A 20,226-nucleotide genomic window follows, 5' to 3' on the forward strand; every position below is an offset into this window, starting at 1 on the left:
CATTCCCTTACCGCTGTTGTTCGAACAGGTGTACAAGTCCGGTGACATGATCGACCGCCTCTTCGGTCAGTTCTGGATAGATCGGAAGAGCCAGTACCTCTTCCGATAACCGTTCTGCGTGTTGCAATGACACCTCGCCGTGGGACTCAGCCAACGCCGGCTGCAGGTGGCAGGGAATAGAGTAGAACACTGCCGTAGCGATGCCATGTGTCGTCAGAAACGCTTGTAGCGCATCGCGTTGCGGGTGCCGGATGACAAACTGGTGATATACCGGGGTCGCTTGCACATTTGCTGTCTGCCAGCGGCAGACGGTGCCCTGCAGTCCGCGTTGATACCTCGCCGCGAGCCGCCGGCGACGCTCGTTCCAGGTGTCCAGAAAAGGCAGTTTGGCGCGCAGGATAGCCGCCTGGATCTCGTCGAGTCGGCTATTGCAGCCGATCACTTGATGCTCGTAACGTCCTGCCCGGCCATGATTTCGAAGCTGGCGCAGACACCGGGCTATCGCAGGATCTCGGCAGGCGATGGCGCCACCGTCGCCAAAAGCGCCCAGATTTTTAGTCGGGTAAAAACTGAAGGCGCCGATATCTCCCACCGATCCAACGGATTGATCGGCATATCGAGCGCCGATCGCTTGAGCGGCGTCCTCGATCAACCACAAACCATGTTCAGTGCACCATTTTTGTATCGGGGACAAGTCGACCGGTTCGCCGAACAAATGTACGACGATTACTGCCTTGGTGTGTTGGCCCTTGGCTTTCTGCAGAGCGCTGATGTCGACGTTGTAGCTATCCGGTGCGCAGTCGGCGAACTTGGGCGTGGCGCCCGCCAGGCTGACGGCTGCGGCTGTCGCGAAGAAAGTGAAGCTTGGAACAATCACCTCGTCACCCGAGCCGACGCCGAGTGCTTTCAGGGACAAAACCAAGGCATCGGTACCGGAATTGACGGTAACGACATCAGTTACACCAAGGTACCCCGCCAATTCGCGTTCCAGGCATTCGGATTCGCGACCGCCTATAAATTCGCTGCTTTCGAGGACACGATGGACGGCGGCGTCGACTTCATTTTGCAGTTGCCGGTACTGTGCGCGCAAATCAAGCAACGGAACGATCACGACACCCCGCCAAGTATCTGGGCCTGGATTTTTTGTGCCAGATCAAGCGCTGCATGACCGTGCTCCGGAGTTACCTGCGGCGCCGTGCGATGTCTGGAGGCATGGATGAACGAGGCGAGCTGCAAACTCAGCGAATCGTGGGGAGGGCTGGATATTTGCGTGGGTAAGTCTTGGTCATGCGGTTGGGTAGGCGTTGTGCGATACGCCGTGCGCCGGAGGAAATCGAGCGCCCATGTTTCGCCGCCTTCCAACCTGACGAGCATGCAACGGTCATTGCCAGATGCAGCGCCCCCCCAGTGCGAGTTCAGCCGCACCACGCATCCGTTGCCGAAGCGCAGTTCAACACAGGCATCGTCGATAGCAGTTATGCCCCGGCTGTGTCCTTCGGCGTGGAATCCGGTGATAACCGAGGCAACGCCATACAGGATCAAGTCGAGATCGTGGATCATCAGATCCATTACAACATTGAGTTGATCGCCACGAGGTGGGCGCTGGGTGGTACGAGCCATATCGATGGCCTGGGCACGAGACAGCAAGCTTGGCCCGAGAGAAAAAGCGGGATTGAAGCGTTCGATATGACCGATTTGCAAGATACGACGGTTGGTTGCGGCAAGCATACAGAGCTCTTTGGCTTGCTCCGGTGTCTCGGCGATCGGTTTTTCCAGAAGTACATCGAAGCCACGCTTTAGCAGGCTTTTGGTCAACGCATAGTGAGTGCCAACAGGGGTGGCGACCGAAACGGTCTGGACGGAATGGGGCAGTTCATCGATATCGCGCAGCCATGAAACGCCCAGTCGTTGTGCGACCGACTGTGCGGCCGGATCAGGATCGACCACGGCAATCAACTTGCATCCTGGCAAGCGGGAATAGCATTGCGCATGCAGGCTGCCAAAATAGCCGACCCCCACCACGGCAGTTCCCATGCGCGGCAATGGGCTGTAAGAGGGTCCGACGATTGCCGCGTTTTCGGTAGCGAGCTTCATAGCTGACCTCATTGACTCTAACTTCGATCTGAGTCGTGGGATAGCGCTATACGGGGATGATACATGCGTGCCCGTATGTAGAAAGCTATTCCCAGCAAATCATCTCGTCCTGGCTGAGCCGTATAACAATGCGGTTGTCTGGTCAGGCACGCGTACTAGGCAATGGCATTAGCCGGATTTACCTTGAGTCGCATTGCCGCTAGACGAGATCAAATGAGGGCACCGCAGATCGTGGTTTTGTTGTAGCGAGTGCAAATCGTCTGGCATGAACTGCAACGGCGATTATCAAGATATCCATAATCGCCGTAGCTGGTACCGAACCCATCCACGGCCGGTGCCCCTTCGTAAAGACTTGATTTCGCCACTGCCAACACGGCGGTTCGGTTGCGTGGATCCAGGCTCGCTTTGGCAAGTCCCCCTCCCTATAGCATTCCTAATGCCATGCCCGATATTTAGATCGATACACACACGTGCCCCCTTTCTGCTCGTCGCAGTTACACGGTGCTAGGCATAGACTACTCGGTACCAGGGCCAGGGGGCTACGGAAAGTTATCGGGATTTTGCAAGCTCATGCGTCGGCACTGCCGAGGTCGGCTTGCATGTCCTGCCTGCGTTTTATCGGCAGAAAACCTTTAGGTAAGGCGGCTGGAGCCGCCTCTCATCCGGCGGGTCATTATCCAGGTATGGATTTTACGACAGGCCTCCTAGTCTGTTTTTGATGGACTGGGCGTTTCTCGACCAGTAAGGGGAAGTCCTATGAAACGTTTTATAAAATTGTTTTTGACCACCAGCGTGCTTACTTTTGCCTTTATTACCACGGCGCATGCACAGGCCGCCCGAACCTGGACCTCGGGCGTTGGCGATGATGCCAACCCGTGCAGCCGTACCGCACCCTGCAAAACTTTTGCAGGGGCGATCTCCAAGACGGCGGTCGGTGGTGAGATTTCAGTGCTCGATCCAGGTGGATTCGGTGCGGTGACTATTACCAAGGGCCTCATGATTAGCGGCGGCGGCGAACTTGCGAGCATTCTCGTCTCCGGCACCAACGCCATCACCGTCAATGCAGGTCCGACCGAGACCGTGATTTTGCGTAACCTGGAACTCAACGGAAACGGTAGTGGGCTCAAGGCCATTTCGTTTATTGGCGGCGGCACCTTGATCGTGGATCACTGCACGATCCAAGGTTTCACTGCCACCGGCGCAGGTAACGGCATCGCCATCGATGTCGCCTCGACTACCCCCGGCAAAGTGATCGTGCGCGATTCCACCATCGTCGGCGGTTCGGGCGGTGTGGTGATCGAGAGCGGTGCCAGTGCTTCGACCATTGTTACCCTCAACAACGTCGTTATTCAGGGCGTAGCGAATGCTCTCGACGCCAAAACAGGCATCCTGGAAGCAACCAACTCGACGGTCCAGGGAAGTTCGGGCTTTGGTGCGTTGGCCGAGGGCGGCACGGTTGACTTGGAGAGCAGCTTCTTTTCCGCCAATGGGACTGCCGTGCAGGCTCAGACCGGGTCATCGCTGCGTATTTCGAACGTGGATATGTTCAATAACACGGTCGGTATCGGCTCAGGTGGCGGAACGGTGAATTCCGCCGGCAACAACCGCAAGATCGGCAATACCACGCCGGGTGCGCCCAACGGCACCATCGCAGTTCAATAGCAATCGCGGTGGTTCACAGCCATCGATAAATCAAGCCCGCCGAGTCACTCCGGCGGGCTTCTTTTTGCTCTTTTTATCCGTTGAATCAGTGCAATGAGCGGTGGATAGCTATACTCCCTCGGTCACTCTCAGGGAGAGCTCATTGTGAAGCCGTATCGTCTATTCATAGCCCTAACCGCTCTCATCGTCGCCAACATAGGAATCACCACGATGAGCTACGCCACGACGCCGGTTTTGGTGATTCACGGTGGTGCGGGCGTCATCAAGCGCGAAATGAGCCCGGCCAAGGAGAAGATGGTGCGCGCGGCGCTGACCTTGGCCTTGCAAAAGGGCTATGCCAAGCTCAAGGAAGGCAAGCCGGCGCTGGATGCCGTAACGGCGGCGATCACCGTGCTGGAGGACGACCCCAATTTCAACGCCGGCAAGGGCGCGGTATTTACCCATGACGGCAAGAACGAGCTGGATGCCGCGATCATGGATGGCTCCAATTTGAAGGCCGGTGCGATTGCCGGGGTGCATCGGGTAAAAAATCCCATTCTGCTGGCGCGTGCCGTGATGGATAAGACCGAGCACGTCATGTTGTCCGGGGATGGCGCCGAGACATTCGCGAAAGAGGCGGGTATCGAGTTAGTCGACCCTTCCTATTTCCGTACCGAAGAGCGTTGGCAGCAACTGCAAAAAGCGCTGAAGGAAGACAAGCTAGGCCAGCAACATAGCGATGTCGAAACAGCCAAGCATTTCGGCACGGTCGGTGCGGTAGCGCTGGATGCCGATGGTCGCTTGGCCGCCGGCACGTCGACCGGCGGCATGACCGACAAACGCTGGGGCCGTATTGGCGACTCCCCGATCATCGGCGCCGGTACTTATGCCAATTCAGGTTGCGCCGTGTCGGGCACAGGCTGGGGCGAGTATTACATTCGTACTGTGGCGGCACATGAGATATGCATGCGGGTCACCCAGATGCGCGTACCGTTGAAGCGCGCGGCCGCTGAAGTGATTAACCAGGAAATTCCCTCCATGGGCGGTAACGGTGGCGCAATTGCACTGGATGCGAGCGGCAATGTCGCGATGCCATTCAATACCGATGGGATGTTCCGCGGCTGGATTGGCGCTGACGGTGTCGCGCATGTAGCGATTTATGGCGACGAGAGTGATGGTACGGACGATCCGATGCCGGGTACGGATCAATAGTTTGTCTACATAACGGCCTTACGAGCCGCTACCGCAAGACGGCCTTTCGAGATGATTTATAAAGCCTCGATGATGTGCAGCTGAGCGGGAGTCAATGCACCGCTGAAGTGCTGGCGACGGCCATCGGCATGGATGATGAGGGTTCGTGGTGTCTCGCCGCCCCATTGGGGATCAAGTAGGTAATTGATGCGCTCGGGCGTGTCATCGGCGTAAGCCCGCGCGGGCCAGGTCAGCATGTTTGCGGCCTTTAGCCGTGCTTCGATGGCTGCCTGTTGCTGGATGCTGTCGGTAGCGACAGTCACCAATTCAATCTGCCGCGGATGCGCCTGTTGCAGCTTGGCCAGGGCTTGCAGATGGGATTCGCAATAGGCGCAGTCCAGCGACCACAGCGCGATGATGCGTGCGCCATGGACGGGTGGTTTGAGTAGACCGGCTATGTCGTCTGTGGTCAGCGCCGTTGGGGTGGCGGCGTGGGTCAGCGTGGGTAGGGCCAGGACGAGCAGCAGTAGCAGCTTGGCGCACATCACAAGGCCTCGGTAGGAATCAGGCGAAAGCCGGCTGCGGTATTCCACGCGACAAAAGCACGGCCTTGCCACAATAGCAATTGCGGTGAAGCGACGGCACCGGAGGTATTGGCGATCTGCCGTGCTTCGCCAAAGTGCAGGCCGCCATCTTGCGAGCTGCGCAGCATCAATTCGTAGCCATGGGCGTTCACCTGGTTCCACACCACCCACACCTCGTGCTCATGCACGGCGACGTCGGCGTGGCTGGCGCCGGTACCGGCTATTGCCAGGCTGTGTTGCGGTGCTTGCCCTGGCTGGAGTTGGCCGTACCAGATGGTCGGCGTGTCTTTGGATTCGTACCACACAGCATGCCGCACGCCTTGGGTATCGATAGCAAGCGCAGGGCCGTGATGAGGGCATCCGGCGATCTGCCATTGGCTGAAGGTTGCGCGTTGCACGTTGCTGGCGCCTGAGTCCGTCGACAATACGGCATAGGCATGGTCGCGGATGTTGTCGCCGTAAATGCCACGGAAGAATGCACCGATCTCGCCTTGTGGCGTGCGTGCCAGGGCAATGCGGCAGCATTCGCAACTTTGATCGACCAACTTGCGCTCGGTGGCGAAGCTGGCGCCGTTGTCGGTGGATACGCTGTAGTAGATCGCGGCGCCGAGATAGGGCTTGCCTTGCGCCGTGGCTGTTTCGAGGTCGCGTTTATCGATCCATGCGACCACGATGCGGCCCTGGCGATCTACCGCAATGGCATCGAAGCGATGGGTGATTTCGGCGCGATCGTGATGCACGGTCAATGGCGCGGAGAAATGTTCGCCGCCGTCCAGCGAGCGGGCAAAGCGAACAAAGCCGGTCCACGGTTTGGTGCGTGGCTGCGACCAACTCACATAGAGTTCGCCCTGCTTGCCGAGCACGATTTTCGGCCGGTTCTCGCCCTCGGCGTAGATCGGCTCGGCCTGTGCATTGACCTGGATCGGTGCGCTCAGCGTGCGGCCGAAATCGTCGGAATGGCGCAACCGGACATGGCCATCCGCTGCATCCACCAGCCACACGCGGCCTTTGGCATCGATCGCGGCGCTGGCGCCCAGTTCGGCTCCCTTGGTCATGCTCATTCCTTCATGCGCAAGCAGCATGGGAGCAATAAGGCAGAGCAGGGCAGCAATGAAGATACGCATGGCGATGGCCTTTGTAAGTGCTTATAGATCCCAGCGCACTTCACCGAACCAGGTGCGTCCGGCGTAGGGATGGTAGACCCAGTAGTGTGTGTTGGTGAGGTTGTCCACGCCCAATGAGGCTGTCCATTGCGATGCAAATTTCCAGCGCAGCTTGGCGTCGGCCACGGTGTAGCGGCTGACGGCACCGTAGGTGTTTATGTAGTCGCTATTGTCGAGGCTGTTGTATTGGCGACCCGAGCTGCGCACAGCGAGGGAGGCGTCCCATGCCGGGTTAAAGCGGTAATCGGCAACCGCCGTGGCGCGATAGCGTGGAATACGCGGGAACACTTTGCCGTTCGCATTAGGGTACTGGCGATCTTGCAGTGTCTTGGCGTCATTCACGGCAACACTGGCACTTAGATCAAGACCGGCCGTCCAGACGTCTTTCAGCGCGATCTCGGCCTCAATGCCGCGCAAGCGCACAAGGCCTACATTCTGCACGCTGGTGACGGTGGGGGTAACCGTGATGTCGGTTTGCGAATACAGCGAATCGGCGATGCGATCCTGAAACAGCGAGACACGCCAATGACCATTGGCTAGATGCCGGATAAGGGTAAGGTCGGTAGACCAGTCGCGTTCCGGGCGCAGGTTCGGGTCGCTGTTGATAATGGCGTTGCCGGAGATCGAACCCTGGAACAATTCATTCACGGTGGGGTAGCGCACGGCTTTGCCGCTGGCCAGGCGCAGTTGCCAATCTTCGGCGAAATCCCAGTTCAGCGCTGCCTTGGGTGAGAAATCGTTGCGCTTGCGGCTGGGATAGCTCACCAACGCGTTGCCGTTGGCGCGTAAACCACGATAAGCACGCCATTGCTCCCAGCGGCCACCGGCAGTGAATGCCCAGGCCGGGGCGAAGCTCCACACATCTTGCAGATAAATCGCACGGGTTTGCGTACGACCACCAAACGCACTCAGCGGTACGCCATCGCCTTGGCTGCGCCAGTCACTGGCTGTACGGACCTGGGAGTCCAAGACGTAACGGTCACCATGCGCGCCGACATAGAGTTGCTGCTGCTCGCCCAATGGGCCGGAGCTACGCAAATCCAACGTCTGCCAGCCCGAGTCGCCCATGTCGCCGACCGTACCAGGACCACCGAGCGGGCCGTTCGGTGGGGGCAGGTTCGCGGTGTGTTGTTGCGAGCGTTGAAAATCGTACTTGCTGGCGACCGCTGTCCAACGCCAGCCGTTATCGAAGTGGCCGTTGAGCTCAGCGCCGTAGAGCACGTGCGTGTCAAACGATGAGGTCGGTGCCAGGCCGCTGGCCGGGAGTGTCCAGGTCTGGCCATTCGCTGAGATGACGCCGCTGTAGACCGGCTGCCCGTTGGCATTGCGGATCAGGCTGCGGGTGCGATCTTCTGCATGGTTGCGCCACCAGCCCAGGGTGAACTGCGCGGATACGTTATCGCTCAGATCCACACCGACCTTTAGCTTGGCCTGGGTCTGCTCGGTGTGCTCGATAGTGTTGGCGCCGTAGATCAGGCGCGGACTGCCATTTGGATTTCGGTCGAGGGTGGCACCGTCGACCGGGGTCGCTTTTGCGGCATTGCCGCCGGCCTTCGCCGTGGCGTACTGCATGGGTTGACCATGGTTGTCCAGCTTGTTCACCGACAACAGCCAACTCCAACGCCCCTGCTTGTTGCCCAGGGCCGCCGACAGGTTGTGGCCGTTGTAGTGGCCGCTGCTGCCATAACGGTCGCCGAAATCCTGGCTCATGAAGCTCATGCTGGCACTGGCCATGAGTCGATCGGGCAGGCGCGTGTGGATCAGCACCGTCGTGCCCAAAGAGTTACCGGGGTACAGCGCCGAATACGGCCCATACAGCACATCGACCGCACCGATTTCCTCCGGCGCCACCATGCCCCAGCGTGGTGCGCCATCCCAGCCATTGGTCATCAGGTTGGACAGCAGCAGGCCATCGGCATAGACCAGGCTACGCGCGCTTTGCAGCGTGCCGGCGTTGCGACCACTGATGACGGCATTGGGGTCGCCGATATAGCGCTTGCGCACCTGCACATTCGGTGCGTATTTGAGTGCGTCCGAGCTGTCGGTGATGTTGTGCTTCTGCAAGGTTTCGCGCGTGACATGTACTTGCACGCTTTGTGCGTCCATGACGCCCATGTCGCTGGCATGCACAGCGATGGGTGCGAGTGTGGTCGATTGCTGCGGATCAGCCGCCTGAGCGCTATAGCTGAGGATGGCGAGCGCAAGTGCGCTAAAGCCGAGCGTGGCGGTTTTCAATGGAATTACCCTGGACCATGGTCAAGGGTTTGCAGGATAGTCGTACTAATTTGCGGAGGAAGGTGGCGCGTTGTCGCAGTGAGGTTGTGGCTAGGTTGTTCGCCTACGGCGGGTTTCGGCTACCTGTCGGTGGTCGAGTTACTTTCTCTTGATGGTGTAAGCAACGGAGAAGGCCATCCCGGTGCGTCGCCCTACGGGCATGTGCGGGTCGGCCGGGCTGATCTTAAACAGTATGGGCGACAGGGCTCCTGCGCTGGCGAAAAGGCATCGATATCCATGTCGATGCTCCTGCGGGTCTGATCGTCCGACCCTCACCGACGCACAGGGGCCCCGAGGTCAAGAGCAACGTCAAAAAGCAGAGCGTGCTGTGCTTTTGCCCCTCCCCCTACTTGTAGAGGGAGGCTGGGAGGGGGTTCAACCTCGCCGCAAGATTGAACCCCTCCCCAACCCTCCCCTGCAAGCAGGGAGGGGGCTGTGTGGCGTGCGTTTCATATATCGACGACTGCTTGCAGTCGCTCCGAGTGCGCGCAGGCCGCGCGCCGCATCGAGGGTGGCATTCTCCGTTGGTTGCACCATCAAGAGAAAATAACTCGGACCCCAGCAGGGGTTCGAAAGCCTGGCGTAGGTGATCCAGGTCGCCGCAACCTGTCCTAAATCAATCCTCGCTATCAGGCCGCTCGCGCACCGGATGCTTACTCAGCTTGCGCTGCAAAGTACGGCGATGCATGCCCAGCCGGCGTGCGGTCTCGGAAATATTGCCGTCGCATTCAGTCAGCACACGCTGAATGTGTTCCCACTCCAAGCGACGTAGTGCCAACGGTGCCTCGGGTGCATCGATGACATCGTCTTCGCCGGTGGAGCTGTCGCCGTCGAGCAGTGCGCGTAGTACCGCGTCAGCATCTACCGGCTTGGCCAGGTAATCATGAGCGCCACGCTTGATAGCTTCCACGGCAGTGGCGATGGACGCATAACCGGTAAGCAGCAGCACGCGAATATCGGGCACCAGCATCTTCAGTTCAGGGATCAGACGCAGGCCGTTCTCATCGCCTAGTTTCAGATCCAGCACGCAATAGCGCGGATGGTGCCGGCGGGTTAATGCGCGGGCTTCGTCGGCGTTGCTTGCGGTGATGACCTCGAAACCGCGTGAGCTCATGGCACGGGCCAACACGCGCGCGAAGGTGGCATCGTCGTCGACGATTAGTAAGGGTTGGGTGGTCGCGGTGCGCGGCAGATCGGTCATGGAGACTCTCTGGTGTGAGCGACGAATGAGGATGCACATTGTCGCTTAGTAAAGAATGTTTTGTAGAAGCGCGCCCTAAGTGTCCAAGCAGCGGCAAGCCACTCAATTACCGACAGGGTGGGCTCCGATACTGGGCTTCGCAGCAACGACTGCCAGTGGTAAACGCAGGCGCATCTGCGCACCATCATCGGTGTTGATGGCGATTAACTCACCTTCGAGGCGTTCAGCAGTGGCTTCGGCAAGTGCGAGGCCAATGCCCAGCCCGGATTGCTTCAGCGAGCGCCCCAGTATCGCCAGCTCGCCGGTCGCGTTGAAGCCAGGGCCATGGTCGCGCACGATCAGCTCCAGCCAGCCATCCTCGCAGTGCACAGTAAGTGCGACCGCTTGCGAATGATTGAGGGCGGAGGCATCGACCGCGTTGTTGAGCAGGTTGAGCACGGCATGACGCAGGCCAGGCGGCGTGCGCAGCATGGTGGGGGCGGCGTCTTCGTCCAGGTTCAATGCCAGCTCGGCTTCGGGACGCAGCAATTGAAAGCGCTCAAGGCAGCCGTGGATAAAACGAGCCAGGCTGATTTGTTCGGGCTCTTGCGATAGCTGGGCCTGCCCAAACGCGACCATCTCGCGAAGAATCGTGCGACAGCGCTCTACCTGGCCTTGCAGAAGTTCAAGGTCTTCATCCAACACCGCGTCGCCGGCATGTTCGCGGCGCAGCTCGGGCAGCAGGGTGCGCATGGTCGACAACGGTGTATTGAGTTCGTGTGCGGCACCGGCGGCCTGGGTGGCGATGGCGAGGATGCCTTCGTCGCGTAAAGCGCGCTCGCGCACGCGCTGCACTTCGATTTGTTGCAGGCGCACGGCACGGGCCAGCCGATTGATGAAGAAGCCCAGTAGCAGCGCGGTGATGACAAAGTTCACGCCCATGCCAGCCACGTGCAGTGAAAAGCCGCCGGATGACTGCGTATGCATGGGCATCGGCAGCGGTACGTACCAGCGCAGCAGTAGCAGGTAGGCAATGCCGGCAAGGGCCGCCACCGCGAGAATCGCTCGTACCGACAGCGCCGCCGCACTTAGTGCGATGGGTACCAGCAGCAGGGTGATGAAGGGGTTGCTGGCGCCGCCGGTGAAATACAACAGATAGCCAAGGACTAAGGTATCGGCAGCCACATGCACGATGGTTTCCCATTCGCGCATCGGCCACGGCTGGCTGAGCCGCCAGGCAGCGAAGACGGAAAACACCGCCAGCAAACCGATGCCGACCATCAGCGGTAACAGGGGGATGGCCAACTGCATCCACAGCGCACAGACCAACACCGCGACGCTTTGCCCGGCGATGGCACATATGCGCAACCACGCCAAGGTACGGGCTAGTGCAAAAGGCCCGATACGGCTGTGCAGCGGACGGCGGGTGCGGTGTTTCATAAGGGAGTCTGCCGGGTGCTCTTGGTGTCGGGAAACGACCGCGCTGCGGCCCGTGGCACGTAGGGAGGATGATGCGCAGTGGGCCACAGGCGGAGAGGGTAACCCAGCCGTCATTTGGGTGTAGCTGCGCTGCGACAATAGAGGCCTTTGGCACGTGGCATTTATGGCATCATCGGCCGCTTGTTGTTTGCCTTTTTGACCGAGACACGCCTAGCTATGCAGATTTTCGTACTTTCGCCATCACGCCTCGACTGGACGCATTACTGATGGCTGCCAGTGGCATTCGTGGACCCAAAGAGCTTTGGAGCGCCTTCCAGTGGTCCATGAAGGGGTTGCGCGCCGGTTGGCGGCACGAAGCCTCGTTTCGACTGGAAGCTTGCCTGGCGGTGGTGCTGGTGCCGCTGGGTCTATGGCTAGGCCATGGTGCTTTGGAAAAGCTCGCGCTGGTGCTGCCGGCGATCCTGGTGCTGTCGGCTGAACTGCTCAATTCGGCGATTGAGGCGGTGGTGGACAAAGTCAGCCCTGAGTTCCACGAACTGGCCGGGCGTGCCAAAGACATGGGCTCGGCGGCAGTGTTTTTGCTGTTGGTGCTGGTGGTTTTGAGCTGGGCGCTGATTATCGGTCCACGCTGGTTGTAAGAACCTTTACGACCTCCGGGCTGCTCAGAGGTCGTAAACAGGCTCTTAATTGCGTTCGAGCCGGTGGAGGTGCTGCAATGGCGCCTCAATGAACCGGATCGGAGTCTTGCCATGAAACTCTTTCGCGCACTTGCGCTGTTGCTGGTCGTCACCGGTTTGTCGGGCTGTGGCTACAACGCGATTCAGCGGCAGGACGAAGGGGTGAAGGCCGCCTGGTCGGAAGTGATTAACCAATACCAGCGCCGCTCGGATCTGGTGCCTAACCTGGTCAATACCGTCAAAGGCTACGCCCAGCACGAAGAGAAGGTGCTGATCGAGGTCACTCAGGCGCGCGCCAAGGTGGGCACGATGCAGTTGTCGCCGGATGCGCTGAATGATCCGCAGAAATTGCAGGAGTTCCAGGCGGCACAGGGTCAGTTGTCCAGTGCGCTATCGCGCCTGATGGTGGTCAGCGAGAACTATCCGCAGTTGAAGGCCGATGGCCTGTTCCAGAATCTGCAGGCGCAGTTGGAAGGTACCGAAAACCGCATCACTGTGGCGCGTAATCGCTATGTGAAGGCGGTAGAGGAATACAACGTTTTGATTCGCAGCTTCCCGAACAACCTCACTGCGAAGATCTTCGGTTATCACGTCAAACCGAACTTCACGGTTGAAAACGAGAAGGCGATTTCAACCGCGCCGACCGTGGATTTCGGTGCGACACCGGCACCTGCCCAGGCACCTGCACCTGCCGGGACCCATTGACATGATGCTGCATTGAGATGACCGGGCGCCTGCTGCGGCTGCCGTTTCTCTTCGCGATCCTGCTGCTGGTCGCAGCAGGGCTGTCTTCCGCACATGCCGATGACGTGCCGAAGCTGGCACGCCATGTTACCGACCTTACCGGCACCCTTAGTACACAACAGGTCGATCAGCTCGATACGCAGCTAACCGCGTTGGAGAAACGCAAGGGTGCGCAACTGGTCGTGCTGATGGTCGGCACGACAAAACCGCAGGATCTGGAAGGCTATTCGCTGGCCGTTGCCGAGGCGAACAAGATCGGCCGCAAAGGTGTCGACGACGGCGTGTTTCTGCTGGTCGCCAAGGATGACCGACTCGTGCGTATCGAGGTTGGTTATGGCTTGGAGGGGGCGATTCCCGATGCGGCCACCGCACGCATCATCCGCGAATATGTTGCGCCGAAATTTCGTGCCGGCGATTACAACGGCGGTATCAATGACGCGGTGGGCGCGTTGACCCAATTGATTGATGGCGAGTCGTTGCCGCCGCCGGTGGAAGGGCACGTCTACGAAAAGCGGCATGGACTCGATCTGCAAAGTAGCCTTTTTGCAGGTTTGTTTATCGCGTTTATTTTGCGTCGCATTTTGGGCCGTACGAATGCTGTGGTACGTGCGCTATTGGGTGCGGCGTTAACCGGTGGCGCACTGTGGTTGCTGATATCGCTCGGCGCCGGTCTGATCGGTGCATTGATCGGCGGCGTTTTCATGCTGCTACCCGCTGGCGGCGGTCGCTCGATCGGTGGCGGCGGTTGGGGCGGCCTTGGTGGTGGCTTTGGCGGCGGTGGTTTCGGCGGTGGTTCCAGTGGTGGTGGCTTCAGCGGTGGCGGCGGCAGTTTCGGTGGCGGTGGTTCGTCGGGGAGTTGGTGAGATGACACGACTGCAACGGCTGTTGATGAATCTGTTCGGCGAATGGTTTCAAGTGCGCCGCCGGTTTCCGGCCAGCCTGCTCGATGAAATGACCCAAGCCGTCGCTACTGGCGAGCGCAGCCACAAGGGCGAAGTTTGTATCGCCGTTGAATCGAGGCTGGCGCCACTGGCGGTGCTGGAGGGGTTGGATGCACCCATTCGCGCTGCGCAGGTATTCGGTCAGCTACACGTGTGGAATACCGAACATAACAACGGCGTGCTGCTCTACATTTTGATGGCCGAGCATCGTATTGAAATCGTCGCTGACCGTGGCATTGCGCGTTACGTGGCGCAGGGCGAGTGGGACACGATTTGCGCGCGAATGCGCGAACGTTTCGTCAGTGGTGCCTGGCGCGAAGGTTGTCTCGAAGGTATCGCCGCGGTGCACGCCCTGCTCACTCAACATTTTCCGGGCAATGACAAAGTTGAGCCTGACGAATTGTCGGATCGGCCGGTCTTGCTATAAGCGCATCCATTCGGTCGTGATCGTTTGCGCTGACGGGTTCTCGGTCTGTTGCTGTTGAAGTCGCTGCTGCTGTCTTCGCCAACGGAGATACGTGATGAAATCATCGACCTTATTGCGAGTCGCTGCGGTTATCAGCTTGCTTTTTTGCGCCCTGCATATGTCCGGGGCGCCTTGGACACCGGCACAAGGCCCAGGTGAAATGGCGGTGATCGACGCCATGAAATCCCATCACTTCGATGCTGTTGGGCCCTCAAGAACCTATTGGGATTTCTACGTGGGGTTTGGGGTAATCATCGACCTTTATCAACTGCTGCAGGCGGTTGTGCTGTGGCAGCTTGCCGCCCTGGCTAAAACCGATGCGCTCAGAGTTCGCCCCATCGTGGTTACTTTTCTGATGGCGTCCATTATCAACGCTGCGCTCAGTTGGAAGTTTTTCTTTGCCGTTCCGCTGATTCTGAACGTCGTTATTGCACTGTGCCTGGGTTGGGCCGTCATGGCGGCGGGGAAGCGCGCGCAGGACAGTTGATGGTATCGCGCATAAAAAAGGCGAGCCCGAAGGCTCGCCTTTTTAGCAGAAGATTCTTTGAGCTTAGCTCTTAGAATTTCTGGTTGTAACGCACGTACCAGAAACGACCGATGTCGTACGACGGGTTGCCGACGAAACCGCTGTTGCCAAGGGTGTTGCTCGATGCGGTGTAGAAGATCGGGCCCTGGCGATTGAACACGTTGTTGGCACCGATCGAGATAGTCGCGTTCCACGGCGCGCTCCAACGGACCTGCAGGTCGTTGAAAGCGATACCGCCGACCTGACGCTTCGGCGTAATACCCACACCTGGGGAGACGTAGTTCGGCAGATCACACTCTGGGCCACCGGCGAAGTTGATGGTGCAGTTCTCTTTCAGGCCGGAGTAGTAACGCACGCCCCAGGTCGCACCGAAGTCGCCATAGCTCCAATCCAGATTGGCATTGCTGCGGATGCGCCAGGTGGAGTACTGGCCAACGTCATACTTGATGACGCCGGAACCGAGCGTCTCGTTGTTCTTGCTGACGTAGTTGGTATCCAGGCTGACCTTGAACTGGCCAAACGAGAACTTCGGCAGACGGTAGACCAGGTTGAAGTCGTAGCCTTCGGTTTCCAGGCTGCCGCGATTGGCCAGCGTGTGAGTCAGGTTGACGACCTGGCCCTGGGCGTTACGCGAGAACTTGCCGCAGGACGCCTGCAGGTTGCGCAGGTAGCAATCTTCCAGCACGTCGTTGGAGGTGATCGAGCTGATCTCGTTCTTGATGCGGATGTTGTACCAGTCCAGCGACACATTGAGGCCGTCGACATAGCTCGGGCTGTAGACCAGGCCCAGCGTTTTGCTGAGCGAGGTTTCGGGCTGCAGCTTGGGATTGGAGCCGGAGAGGAACGGGGTGCTCGACGACGCGGTTGCCGAGGAGGTCGGTGTGCCCGAAGCATCGGTCTGACGGAAGTTCGGCTTCAGACCGGCGGCCTGGCAGGCGGCGACGGCATTGGCATTGCCGTTGGCAACCGCGCCGAACTTGCTGTCGCAAGGATCGGTGTAGACGTCAAAGGTCTGGTTGGTGCCGCCGAACAGGTTGTTGATCGTCGGCGAGCGGAAGCCTTCGGAGATGCTGCCGCGCACCAGCAAGTCGTCGATCGGCTTCCACTGGAGGCCGAACTTGCTGTTGGTGGTGTTGCCGAAGGTGCTGTACTTGGAGTAACGGCTAGCCAGGTCGACCGAGAGCAGTTTTGCAAACGGCAGGTCGGCCAGCACCGGGATGTTCAACTCCGCGTAGGCTTCCTTGGTGTTGTACTTGCCCGAGGACGGGGTCGACGACGGGTTGGTGGAATTGCCTGCCTGCGAGAACGAATCCGGATGGAAATAACCCGACTCACGGCGGTATTCCACACCAGCGGCAAACTGCATCATGCCGGCCGGCAACTGCACCACGTCGCCACCGATATTGGCGGCAAAGCCCGTGGTCTGGGTGCCGTAGGTGGCATCGGTCGGGCGACCGATGTAGTTGAGCATGGCGGGGGTCAGGCCACCTGCGCCCGACAGCATATTCACCGGCGTGCAGCCCGTGATGACGGCGCCCGGGCGGCCGCACTTGATCGTGCCGTCGGTGTCCTTGAAGGACGGGCCGAGGCCCTGTGCGAGGTTCAGCAAGTTGTAGTTGCCGACGCCGAAGACTTCGCCCTTGTTCTTGTTGAAGAACGCGCTCGCATCCCAGTTGAAGTTACGCTCGCCCAGTTGGAACACGCCATCAAAACCGGCGCCGACGCGGTAGGTTTTCAGGGTGTTCTTGTTTTCGCGCGGCTGTTCGACGGCACGACGCAGGAAGCTGACGTTTTGCGGCTTGGCATAGCCCTGCTGGCTACCCAGCGGGTTGTAGTAGCTGTCTTTGTCCAACTGCAAACCGGTGTTGCCGGTACCGATCGGGTAGCCGGCGGTCTGGATGTTTGCAGTGCGCTCGGTGTAGGCAGCGTCGGCACGGAAGTTGACGTTGTCGGTGATGGCATAGGTAGCTTTGCCAAACAGCGATTTACGCTTCGCGCCGCTAATCAGCATCATCTGCTCGTCGGCGTTGTAATTGTCAGTGGCAGCGTTGTAAGGGTGGTAGTTGGCGAAATTGGTCGGATCGGCGCCATCGTTGAGCTTGTACTTGCCGCCGGGGCCGTTGGAGATCTGGCCGCCTGGGCCGTATGGGGAAAGGCCGCTGTTCGGACGGAACGGACCATTCGGCGTGGCCGAGAAGTCACGATCGCGAGCCCATACCGGGTCATCCTTGGCGTAGGTGCCGCTGAGGACATACGACAGCTTGCCGATCTTGTTGCCCCAGCTGAAATCGTACTGCTGGTGGGCGCCGTCACCCTTGCCGTACTGGCCGTAATAGGCATTGGCCTCGGCACCCTTGAAATCAGAGCGGGTGATGATGTTGATGACGCCGGCGATGGCGTCCGAACCGTAGATGGCCGAAGCGCCGTCCTTCAGTACATCGATGCGCTCGATGATCGAGGAGGGGATCGTGTCCAAATCGGTGAAGCCGTCGGCATTGGTGCCCCAGCGGCGACCGTCGACCAGCACCAGCGTACGGGCGGCACCCAGGCCGCGCAGTTCGACCGTGGAGCTGCCGGCGTAGGTGTTGGAGGTCAGCACAGCGGACTTGCTATAGCTTGGCGAACCCGATGCGGTGATGTGCGAGAGGATATCGCCAGTGCTGGTGTAACCCTGCTTCTGGATTTCCTGGCGGCTCAGGCTGAAAACCGGCTGTGCGGTTTCAAGGTCTACGCTGCGAATGCGCGAGCCAGTGACGGTAACGGTTTCAAGGCTCTTGGCCTTGGCCTGCTCGGCCGGTGCGTTGGTCTGGGTGGCGTCCTGAGCCGAGGCGGCCCAGATCGGCAACATGAGTGCCGCGCCGATGGCCGTAGCCAGCAGTGTCTTTTGCTTCATTGTTTAAACAACTCCGAACAAAGAAATATCCAGCCACCAGCGGTTGAGGCTGGGCGCCTGGATATCTGGGATGGCACGCCATGCTCGGGGTTGAGCCTGCGTGCCTCGGCATCGCCGAGCCATGGGGGTAGACGATGTGAGCCCGAAGTTAAATCAAATGATTACGAAAATGCAACCCGGACTAAACCAAAAATATACCTTGACTGCAACAAACAGCGGCTAGGGTTGTCGCCGGAGTCGGCCTCCACTGAGCTGGACATGGCGCCTTAACGCCATGCCCAGCAGGGGCTTAGGTAATATCAATACGCTTCAGTTCGCTAATGTCAGCGGCTGGCGCCTTCGCCGATGTGCTTGGCGAGAAAAGTTTGCAGCGTGTTGAAGAATTCAACATTGTTCTTCTCGTCGTAAAAGCCGTGACCTTCGCCAGGCTTTGACAACCACTCGTAGGGCTTGTGCGCGGCTTCCAGTGCGGCACGCATCGCCTTGGCTTGGGCAAAGGGTGCGCGCTGGTCGTCCTCGCCGTGGATAAGCAGGACCGGGATGTTGATCTTGTCGGCCAATTTGACCGGCGAGTTGGCAGCGAGATCGGCATCATCCTTGCCGATGACGGTATTCAAGTAACTGCGCCCGAATTTGTTGTCGCCGATATCGCCTTTTTTGTACATCATCGCCAGATCGTAGATACCGGCGTAACCGACGGCGCACTTGAACAGCTCCGGTGCCCGAATGGTCGTCATCATTGCCGAGTAGCCACCGAAGCTGGCGCCGAACACACAGATGCGCTTGGGGTCAGCGTAATTTTCGCTGATCGCCCATTTCACCCCGTCAATCAAATCCTGCTGAACGCGCGTGCCCCATTTCAGATAGCCGGCTTCTTTGAAGTTGCCGCCACGTCCGCCGGAGCCGCGATAATTCACCTGCAGCACCAAATAGCCGCGATTAGCGAGAAATTGTGCATCGTTGTCGTAGAACCAATTGTCTTCTATCCCGTGTGGGCCGCCGTGTGGCAGCAACACCATGGGCAGGTTGCTCTCGTTGCGGCCAGGCGGCAGGGTGAGAATCGCCTCCAGCTCAAGGCCGTCGCTGGCCTTGAAGCGCAGTGGTCGGCGCTCTGCCATTTTTGCAGGGTCTATCCAAGGTGCGCCGGCAAACAGCTTGCTCACCTTGAAGTGGGTGGTGTCGATCAGATAGTACGTGCCCGGTTCACGGTCGCTGCTGACCGAGAACAGCAGTTGTTTGCCATCTTCGCTGTAATTGATAAAGCTGACTAAGCCAGGAAATTTTTGGCTCAATGCCATATGCAATTTTGCTGCAGGCTGATTCGTATCGAAGTAGATCAGCTTGGGCAGCCCAGTGGCGGTGGTTGCCGCAAACGGCTGTAGTGGTAGTGGCGTCCACTGAAGGTGACTGATGCTGCCAAAGTCGTCTTTGGCAAGGGTGCGGCGCTGACCGCCTTGTTCGTCTTGCTCGATCAGCGTACTGGGGCCGCCGGCGTCGCTTTGCAGGGCATAGATGCGCTGATGATCGGGGGTAAAGCTGATGGGAGCGAAGGTTTTGCCAGTGTGGCGGGTGTCCAGCTTGGCCCAAGCGTTGCCTTCGCGGTGATAAACCACATAGTCGTAGTCGTTATTTTCACCGTAGGCGTAATGTGCTTGACCATCGGCACCCACCATGAAACGCATTCGGGCTACACCGATATCGCCGATGAGGTGGCGGGTGTTTTTTGTCGCATCGACGTCGTATAGCGAGCTGCTCTGGTCGTTGCCCCAAAGGTGCACGCCAAGATAGAAGTGGTCGTTGGTGGGTTCTGGCAAGCCGGCAACTGAACCAAAGCCACGGTCGCGTGCACGCGTGCCAGCGCGTTTGCCGGCTGTGCCGTCGTAGCCGTAGAGATAATCCTGATTCTTGCCATCTATATCGGTGGCGACAATTTCGCCGGTGTACATGGGTATGTCGATCGAACCGAATTGCTTACCTTTTTCTACAATCAGGCGGGTCGGGCTGACCCAGATGGTATTCACTGGAAGTTCGTACTTTGGCAGGCGTAGCATCATCAACGGACGCTCCATGTTACTGGCGAGCATATCGCTGACGCGATAGACCGCTAGTGCATGGTCGCCGTTGGCATTGTCATCCATGCGCACGGCGAGGTATTCGCCGCTTGGCGACAGCCGCGGCATGGATAGCTGGGCGTGGCGGGCAAAATCCTCGACTGGAATCAGATCAGCCGCCGCGATGGCGGCCGTCGGCAAAAGCAAACTGAGCACAGGCAGCAAGGCCCGCGCGACTCGGTATGACATGTAACTCTCCCCCTTGAGATGCTCCCTGTGTACAAATCCGTTGACCGGCGAGAGCGCTGCGGTCCGGTTGGATGGCCGCTCTTGCGCTGGCCAGTCACCATGGCATCTGCTC

The 20,226-nt window shown here is 59.1% G+C and carries 16 protein-coding genes; 7 read left to right on the forward strand and 9 right to left on the reverse strand.

Annotated elements, in window-relative coordinates; all coding sequences use genetic code 11:
• Positions 1-7: 7 nt before the first annotated feature.
• Positions 8-1,111 carry a DegT/DnrJ/EryC1/StrS family aminotransferase gene (locus DVJ77_RS05830; protein WP_225427837.1) on the reverse strand — a complete coding sequence of 368 codons (1,104 nt, stop codon included), beginning with the start codon at positions 1,109-1,111 and terminating at the stop codon, positions 8-10.
• On the reverse strand, positions 1,108-2,094 hold the full coding sequence (locus DVJ77_RS05835) for a Gfo/Idh/MocA family protein (RefSeq protein ID WP_162791380.1): 987 nt from the start codon (positions 2,092-2,094) through the stop codon (positions 1,108-1,110). The genes DVJ77_RS05830 and DVJ77_RS05835 overlap by 4 nt, the downstream gene beginning before the upstream one ends.
• A 756-nt stretch (positions 2,095-2,850) precedes the next feature.
• Here DVJ77_RS05835 and DVJ77_RS05840 point away from each other — a divergent pair.
• A complete protein-coding gene (locus DVJ77_RS05840; RefSeq protein ID WP_114844527.1) occupies positions 2,851-3,756 on the forward strand; it encodes a right-handed parallel beta-helix repeat-containing protein in 906 nt (301 codons plus the stop codon).
• 210 nt (positions 3,757-3,966) lie between these two features.
• Positions 3,967-4,947 (forward strand): isoaspartyl peptidase/L-asparaginase family protein, encoded by a 981-nt coding sequence (locus DVJ77_RS05845; protein WP_114844528.1) that lies wholly within the window; start codon positions 3,967-3,969, stop codon positions 4,945-4,947.
• 56 nt (positions 4,948-5,003) lie between these two features.
• Here the strand turns inward: DVJ77_RS05845 and DVJ77_RS05850 are convergent, their stop codons facing one another.
• From DVJ77_RS05850 to DVJ77_RS05870, 5 genes are all read right to left on the reverse strand, one after another.
• On the reverse strand, positions 5,004-5,471 hold the full coding sequence (locus tag DVJ77_RS05850; protein WP_114844529.1) for a thioredoxin domain-containing protein: 468 nt from the start codon (positions 5,469-5,471) through the stop codon (positions 5,004-5,006).
• Positions 5,471-6,565 (reverse strand): sialidase family protein, encoded by a 1,095-nt coding sequence (locus DVJ77_RS05855; protein ID WP_225427838.1) that lies wholly within the window; start codon positions 6,563-6,565, stop codon positions 5,471-5,473. Before DVJ77_RS05855 ends, DVJ77_RS05850 begins: the two co-directional genes overlap by 1 nt.
• 90 nt (positions 6,566-6,655) lie before the next feature.
• Positions 6,656-8,908 carry a TonB-dependent receptor gene (locus DVJ77_RS05860; RefSeq protein WP_225427839.1) on the reverse strand — a complete coding sequence of 751 codons (2,253 nt, stop codon included), beginning with the start codon at positions 8,906-8,908 and terminating at the stop codon, positions 6,656-6,658.
• Positions 8,909-9,563: 655 nt separating this feature from the next.
• Positions 9,564-10,148, reverse strand: coding sequence for a response regulator transcription factor (locus DVJ77_RS05865; protein ID WP_114844531.1), 585 nt, complete (start codon positions 10,146-10,148; stop codon positions 9,564-9,566).
• A 102-nt stretch (positions 10,149-10,250) separates the two neighbouring features.
• A complete protein-coding gene (locus tag DVJ77_RS05870) occupies positions 10,251-11,567 on the reverse strand; it encodes an ATP-binding protein (protein ID WP_114844532.1) in 1,317 nt (438 codons plus the stop codon).
• 266 nt (positions 11,568-11,833) lie between these two features.
• Between DVJ77_RS05870 and DVJ77_RS05875 the strand changes: the two genes are divergently transcribed.
• From DVJ77_RS05875 to DVJ77_RS05895, 5 genes are all read left to right on the forward strand, one after another.
• A complete protein-coding gene (locus tag DVJ77_RS05875) occupies positions 11,834-12,205 on the forward strand; it encodes a diacylglycerol kinase (protein WP_114844533.1) in 372 nt (123 codons plus the stop codon).
• A gap of 111 nt (positions 12,206-12,316) precedes the next feature.
• Complete coding sequence (locus DVJ77_RS05880; protein ID WP_114844534.1) at positions 12,317-12,949, forward strand: LemA family protein; 633 nt, start codon at positions 12,317-12,319, stop codon at positions 12,947-12,949.
• 17 nt (positions 12,950-12,966) lie between these two features.
• Positions 12,967-13,851, forward strand: coding sequence for a TPM domain-containing protein (locus DVJ77_RS05885; protein WP_114844535.1), 885 nt, complete (start codon positions 12,967-12,969; stop codon positions 13,849-13,851).
• Between the two features lies 1 nt (position 13,852).
• The gene (locus DVJ77_RS05890; protein WP_114844536.1) at positions 13,853-14,356 is read left to right on the forward strand and encodes a TPM domain-containing protein; all 504 of its coding nucleotides are present in this window, start codon (positions 13,853-13,855) and stop codon (positions 14,354-14,356) included.
• 94 nt (positions 14,357-14,450) lie between these two features.
• Positions 14,451-14,882 (forward strand): LIC_13387 family protein, encoded by a 432-nt coding sequence (locus tag DVJ77_RS05895; protein WP_114844537.1) that lies wholly within the window; start codon positions 14,451-14,453, stop codon positions 14,880-14,882.
• A gap of 70 nt (positions 14,883-14,952) precedes the next feature.
• Here DVJ77_RS05895 and DVJ77_RS05900 read toward each other — a convergent pair whose 3' ends face one another.
• Positions 14,953-17,814 (reverse strand): TonB-dependent receptor plug domain-containing protein, encoded by a 2,862-nt coding sequence (locus tag DVJ77_RS05900; RefSeq protein ID WP_114844538.1) that lies wholly within the window; start codon positions 17,812-17,814, stop codon positions 14,953-14,955.
• 323 nt (positions 17,815-18,137) lie between these two features.
• Positions 18,138-20,114: an alpha/beta hydrolase family protein gene (locus tag DVJ77_RS05905; protein WP_114844539.1), complete on the reverse strand. Its 1,977-nt coding sequence runs from the start codon at positions 20,112-20,114 to the stop codon at positions 18,138-18,140.
• Between the last annotated feature and the right edge of the window lie 112 nt (positions 20,115-20,226).

The organism is Dyella tabacisoli (genome assembly GCF_003350925.1).
In the GTDB taxonomy this organism is placed as follows: Bacteria; Pseudomonadota; Gammaproteobacteria; order Xanthomonadales; family Rhodanobacteraceae; genus Dyella_C; species Dyella_C tabacisoli.

Coding starts and splice junctions, on each gene's coding strand:
- DVJ77_RS05835 (WP_162791380.1), bottom strand. CDS start 2,094: ATGAAGCTCGCTACCGAAAACGCGGCAATCGTCGGACCCTCTTACAGC.
- DVJ77_RS05840 (WP_114844527.1), top strand. CDS start 2,851: ATGAAACGTTTTATAAAATTGTTTTTGACCACCAGCGTGCTTACTTTT.
- DVJ77_RS05845 (WP_114844528.1), top strand. CDS start 3,967: ATGAGCTACGCCACGACGCCGGTTTTGGTGATTCACGGTGGTGCGGGC.
- DVJ77_RS05850 (WP_114844529.1), bottom strand. CDS start 5,471: ATGTGCGCCAAGCTGCTACTGCTGCTCGTCCTGGCCCTACCCACGCTG.
- DVJ77_RS05855 (WP_225427838.1), bottom strand. CDS start 6,565: ATGACCAAGGGAGCCGAACTGGGCGCCAGCGCCGCGATCGATGCCAAA.
- DVJ77_RS05865 (WP_114844531.1), bottom strand. CDS start 10,148: ATGACCGATCTGCCGCGCACCGCGACCACCCAACCCTTACTAATCGTC.
- DVJ77_RS05870 (WP_114844532.1), bottom strand. CDS start 11,567: ATGAAACACCGCACCCGCCGTCCGCTGCACAGCCGTATCGGGCCTTTT.
- DVJ77_RS05875 (WP_114844533.1), top strand. CDS start 11,834: ATGGCTGCCAGTGGCATTCGTGGACCCAAAGAGCTTTGGAGCGCCTTC.
- DVJ77_RS05880 (WP_114844534.1), top strand. CDS start 12,317: ATGAAACTCTTTCGCGCACTTGCGCTGTTGCTGGTCGTCACCGGTTTG.
- DVJ77_RS05885 (WP_114844535.1), top strand. CDS start 12,967: ATGACCGGGCGCCTGCTGCGGCTGCCGTTTCTCTTCGCGATCCTGCTG.
- DVJ77_RS05890 (WP_114844536.1), top strand. CDS start 13,853: ATGACACGACTGCAACGGCTGTTGATGAATCTGTTCGGCGAATGGTTT.
- DVJ77_RS05895 (WP_114844537.1), top strand. CDS start 14,451: ATGAAATCATCGACCTTATTGCGAGTCGCTGCGGTTATCAGCTTGCTT.
- DVJ77_RS05900 (WP_114844538.1), bottom strand. CDS start 17,814: ATGAAGCAAAAGACACTGCTGGCTACGGCCATCGGCGCGGCACTCATG.
- DVJ77_RS05905 (WP_114844539.1), bottom strand. CDS start 20,114: ATGTCATACCGAGTCGCGCGGGCCTTGCTGCCTGTGCTCAGTTTGCTT.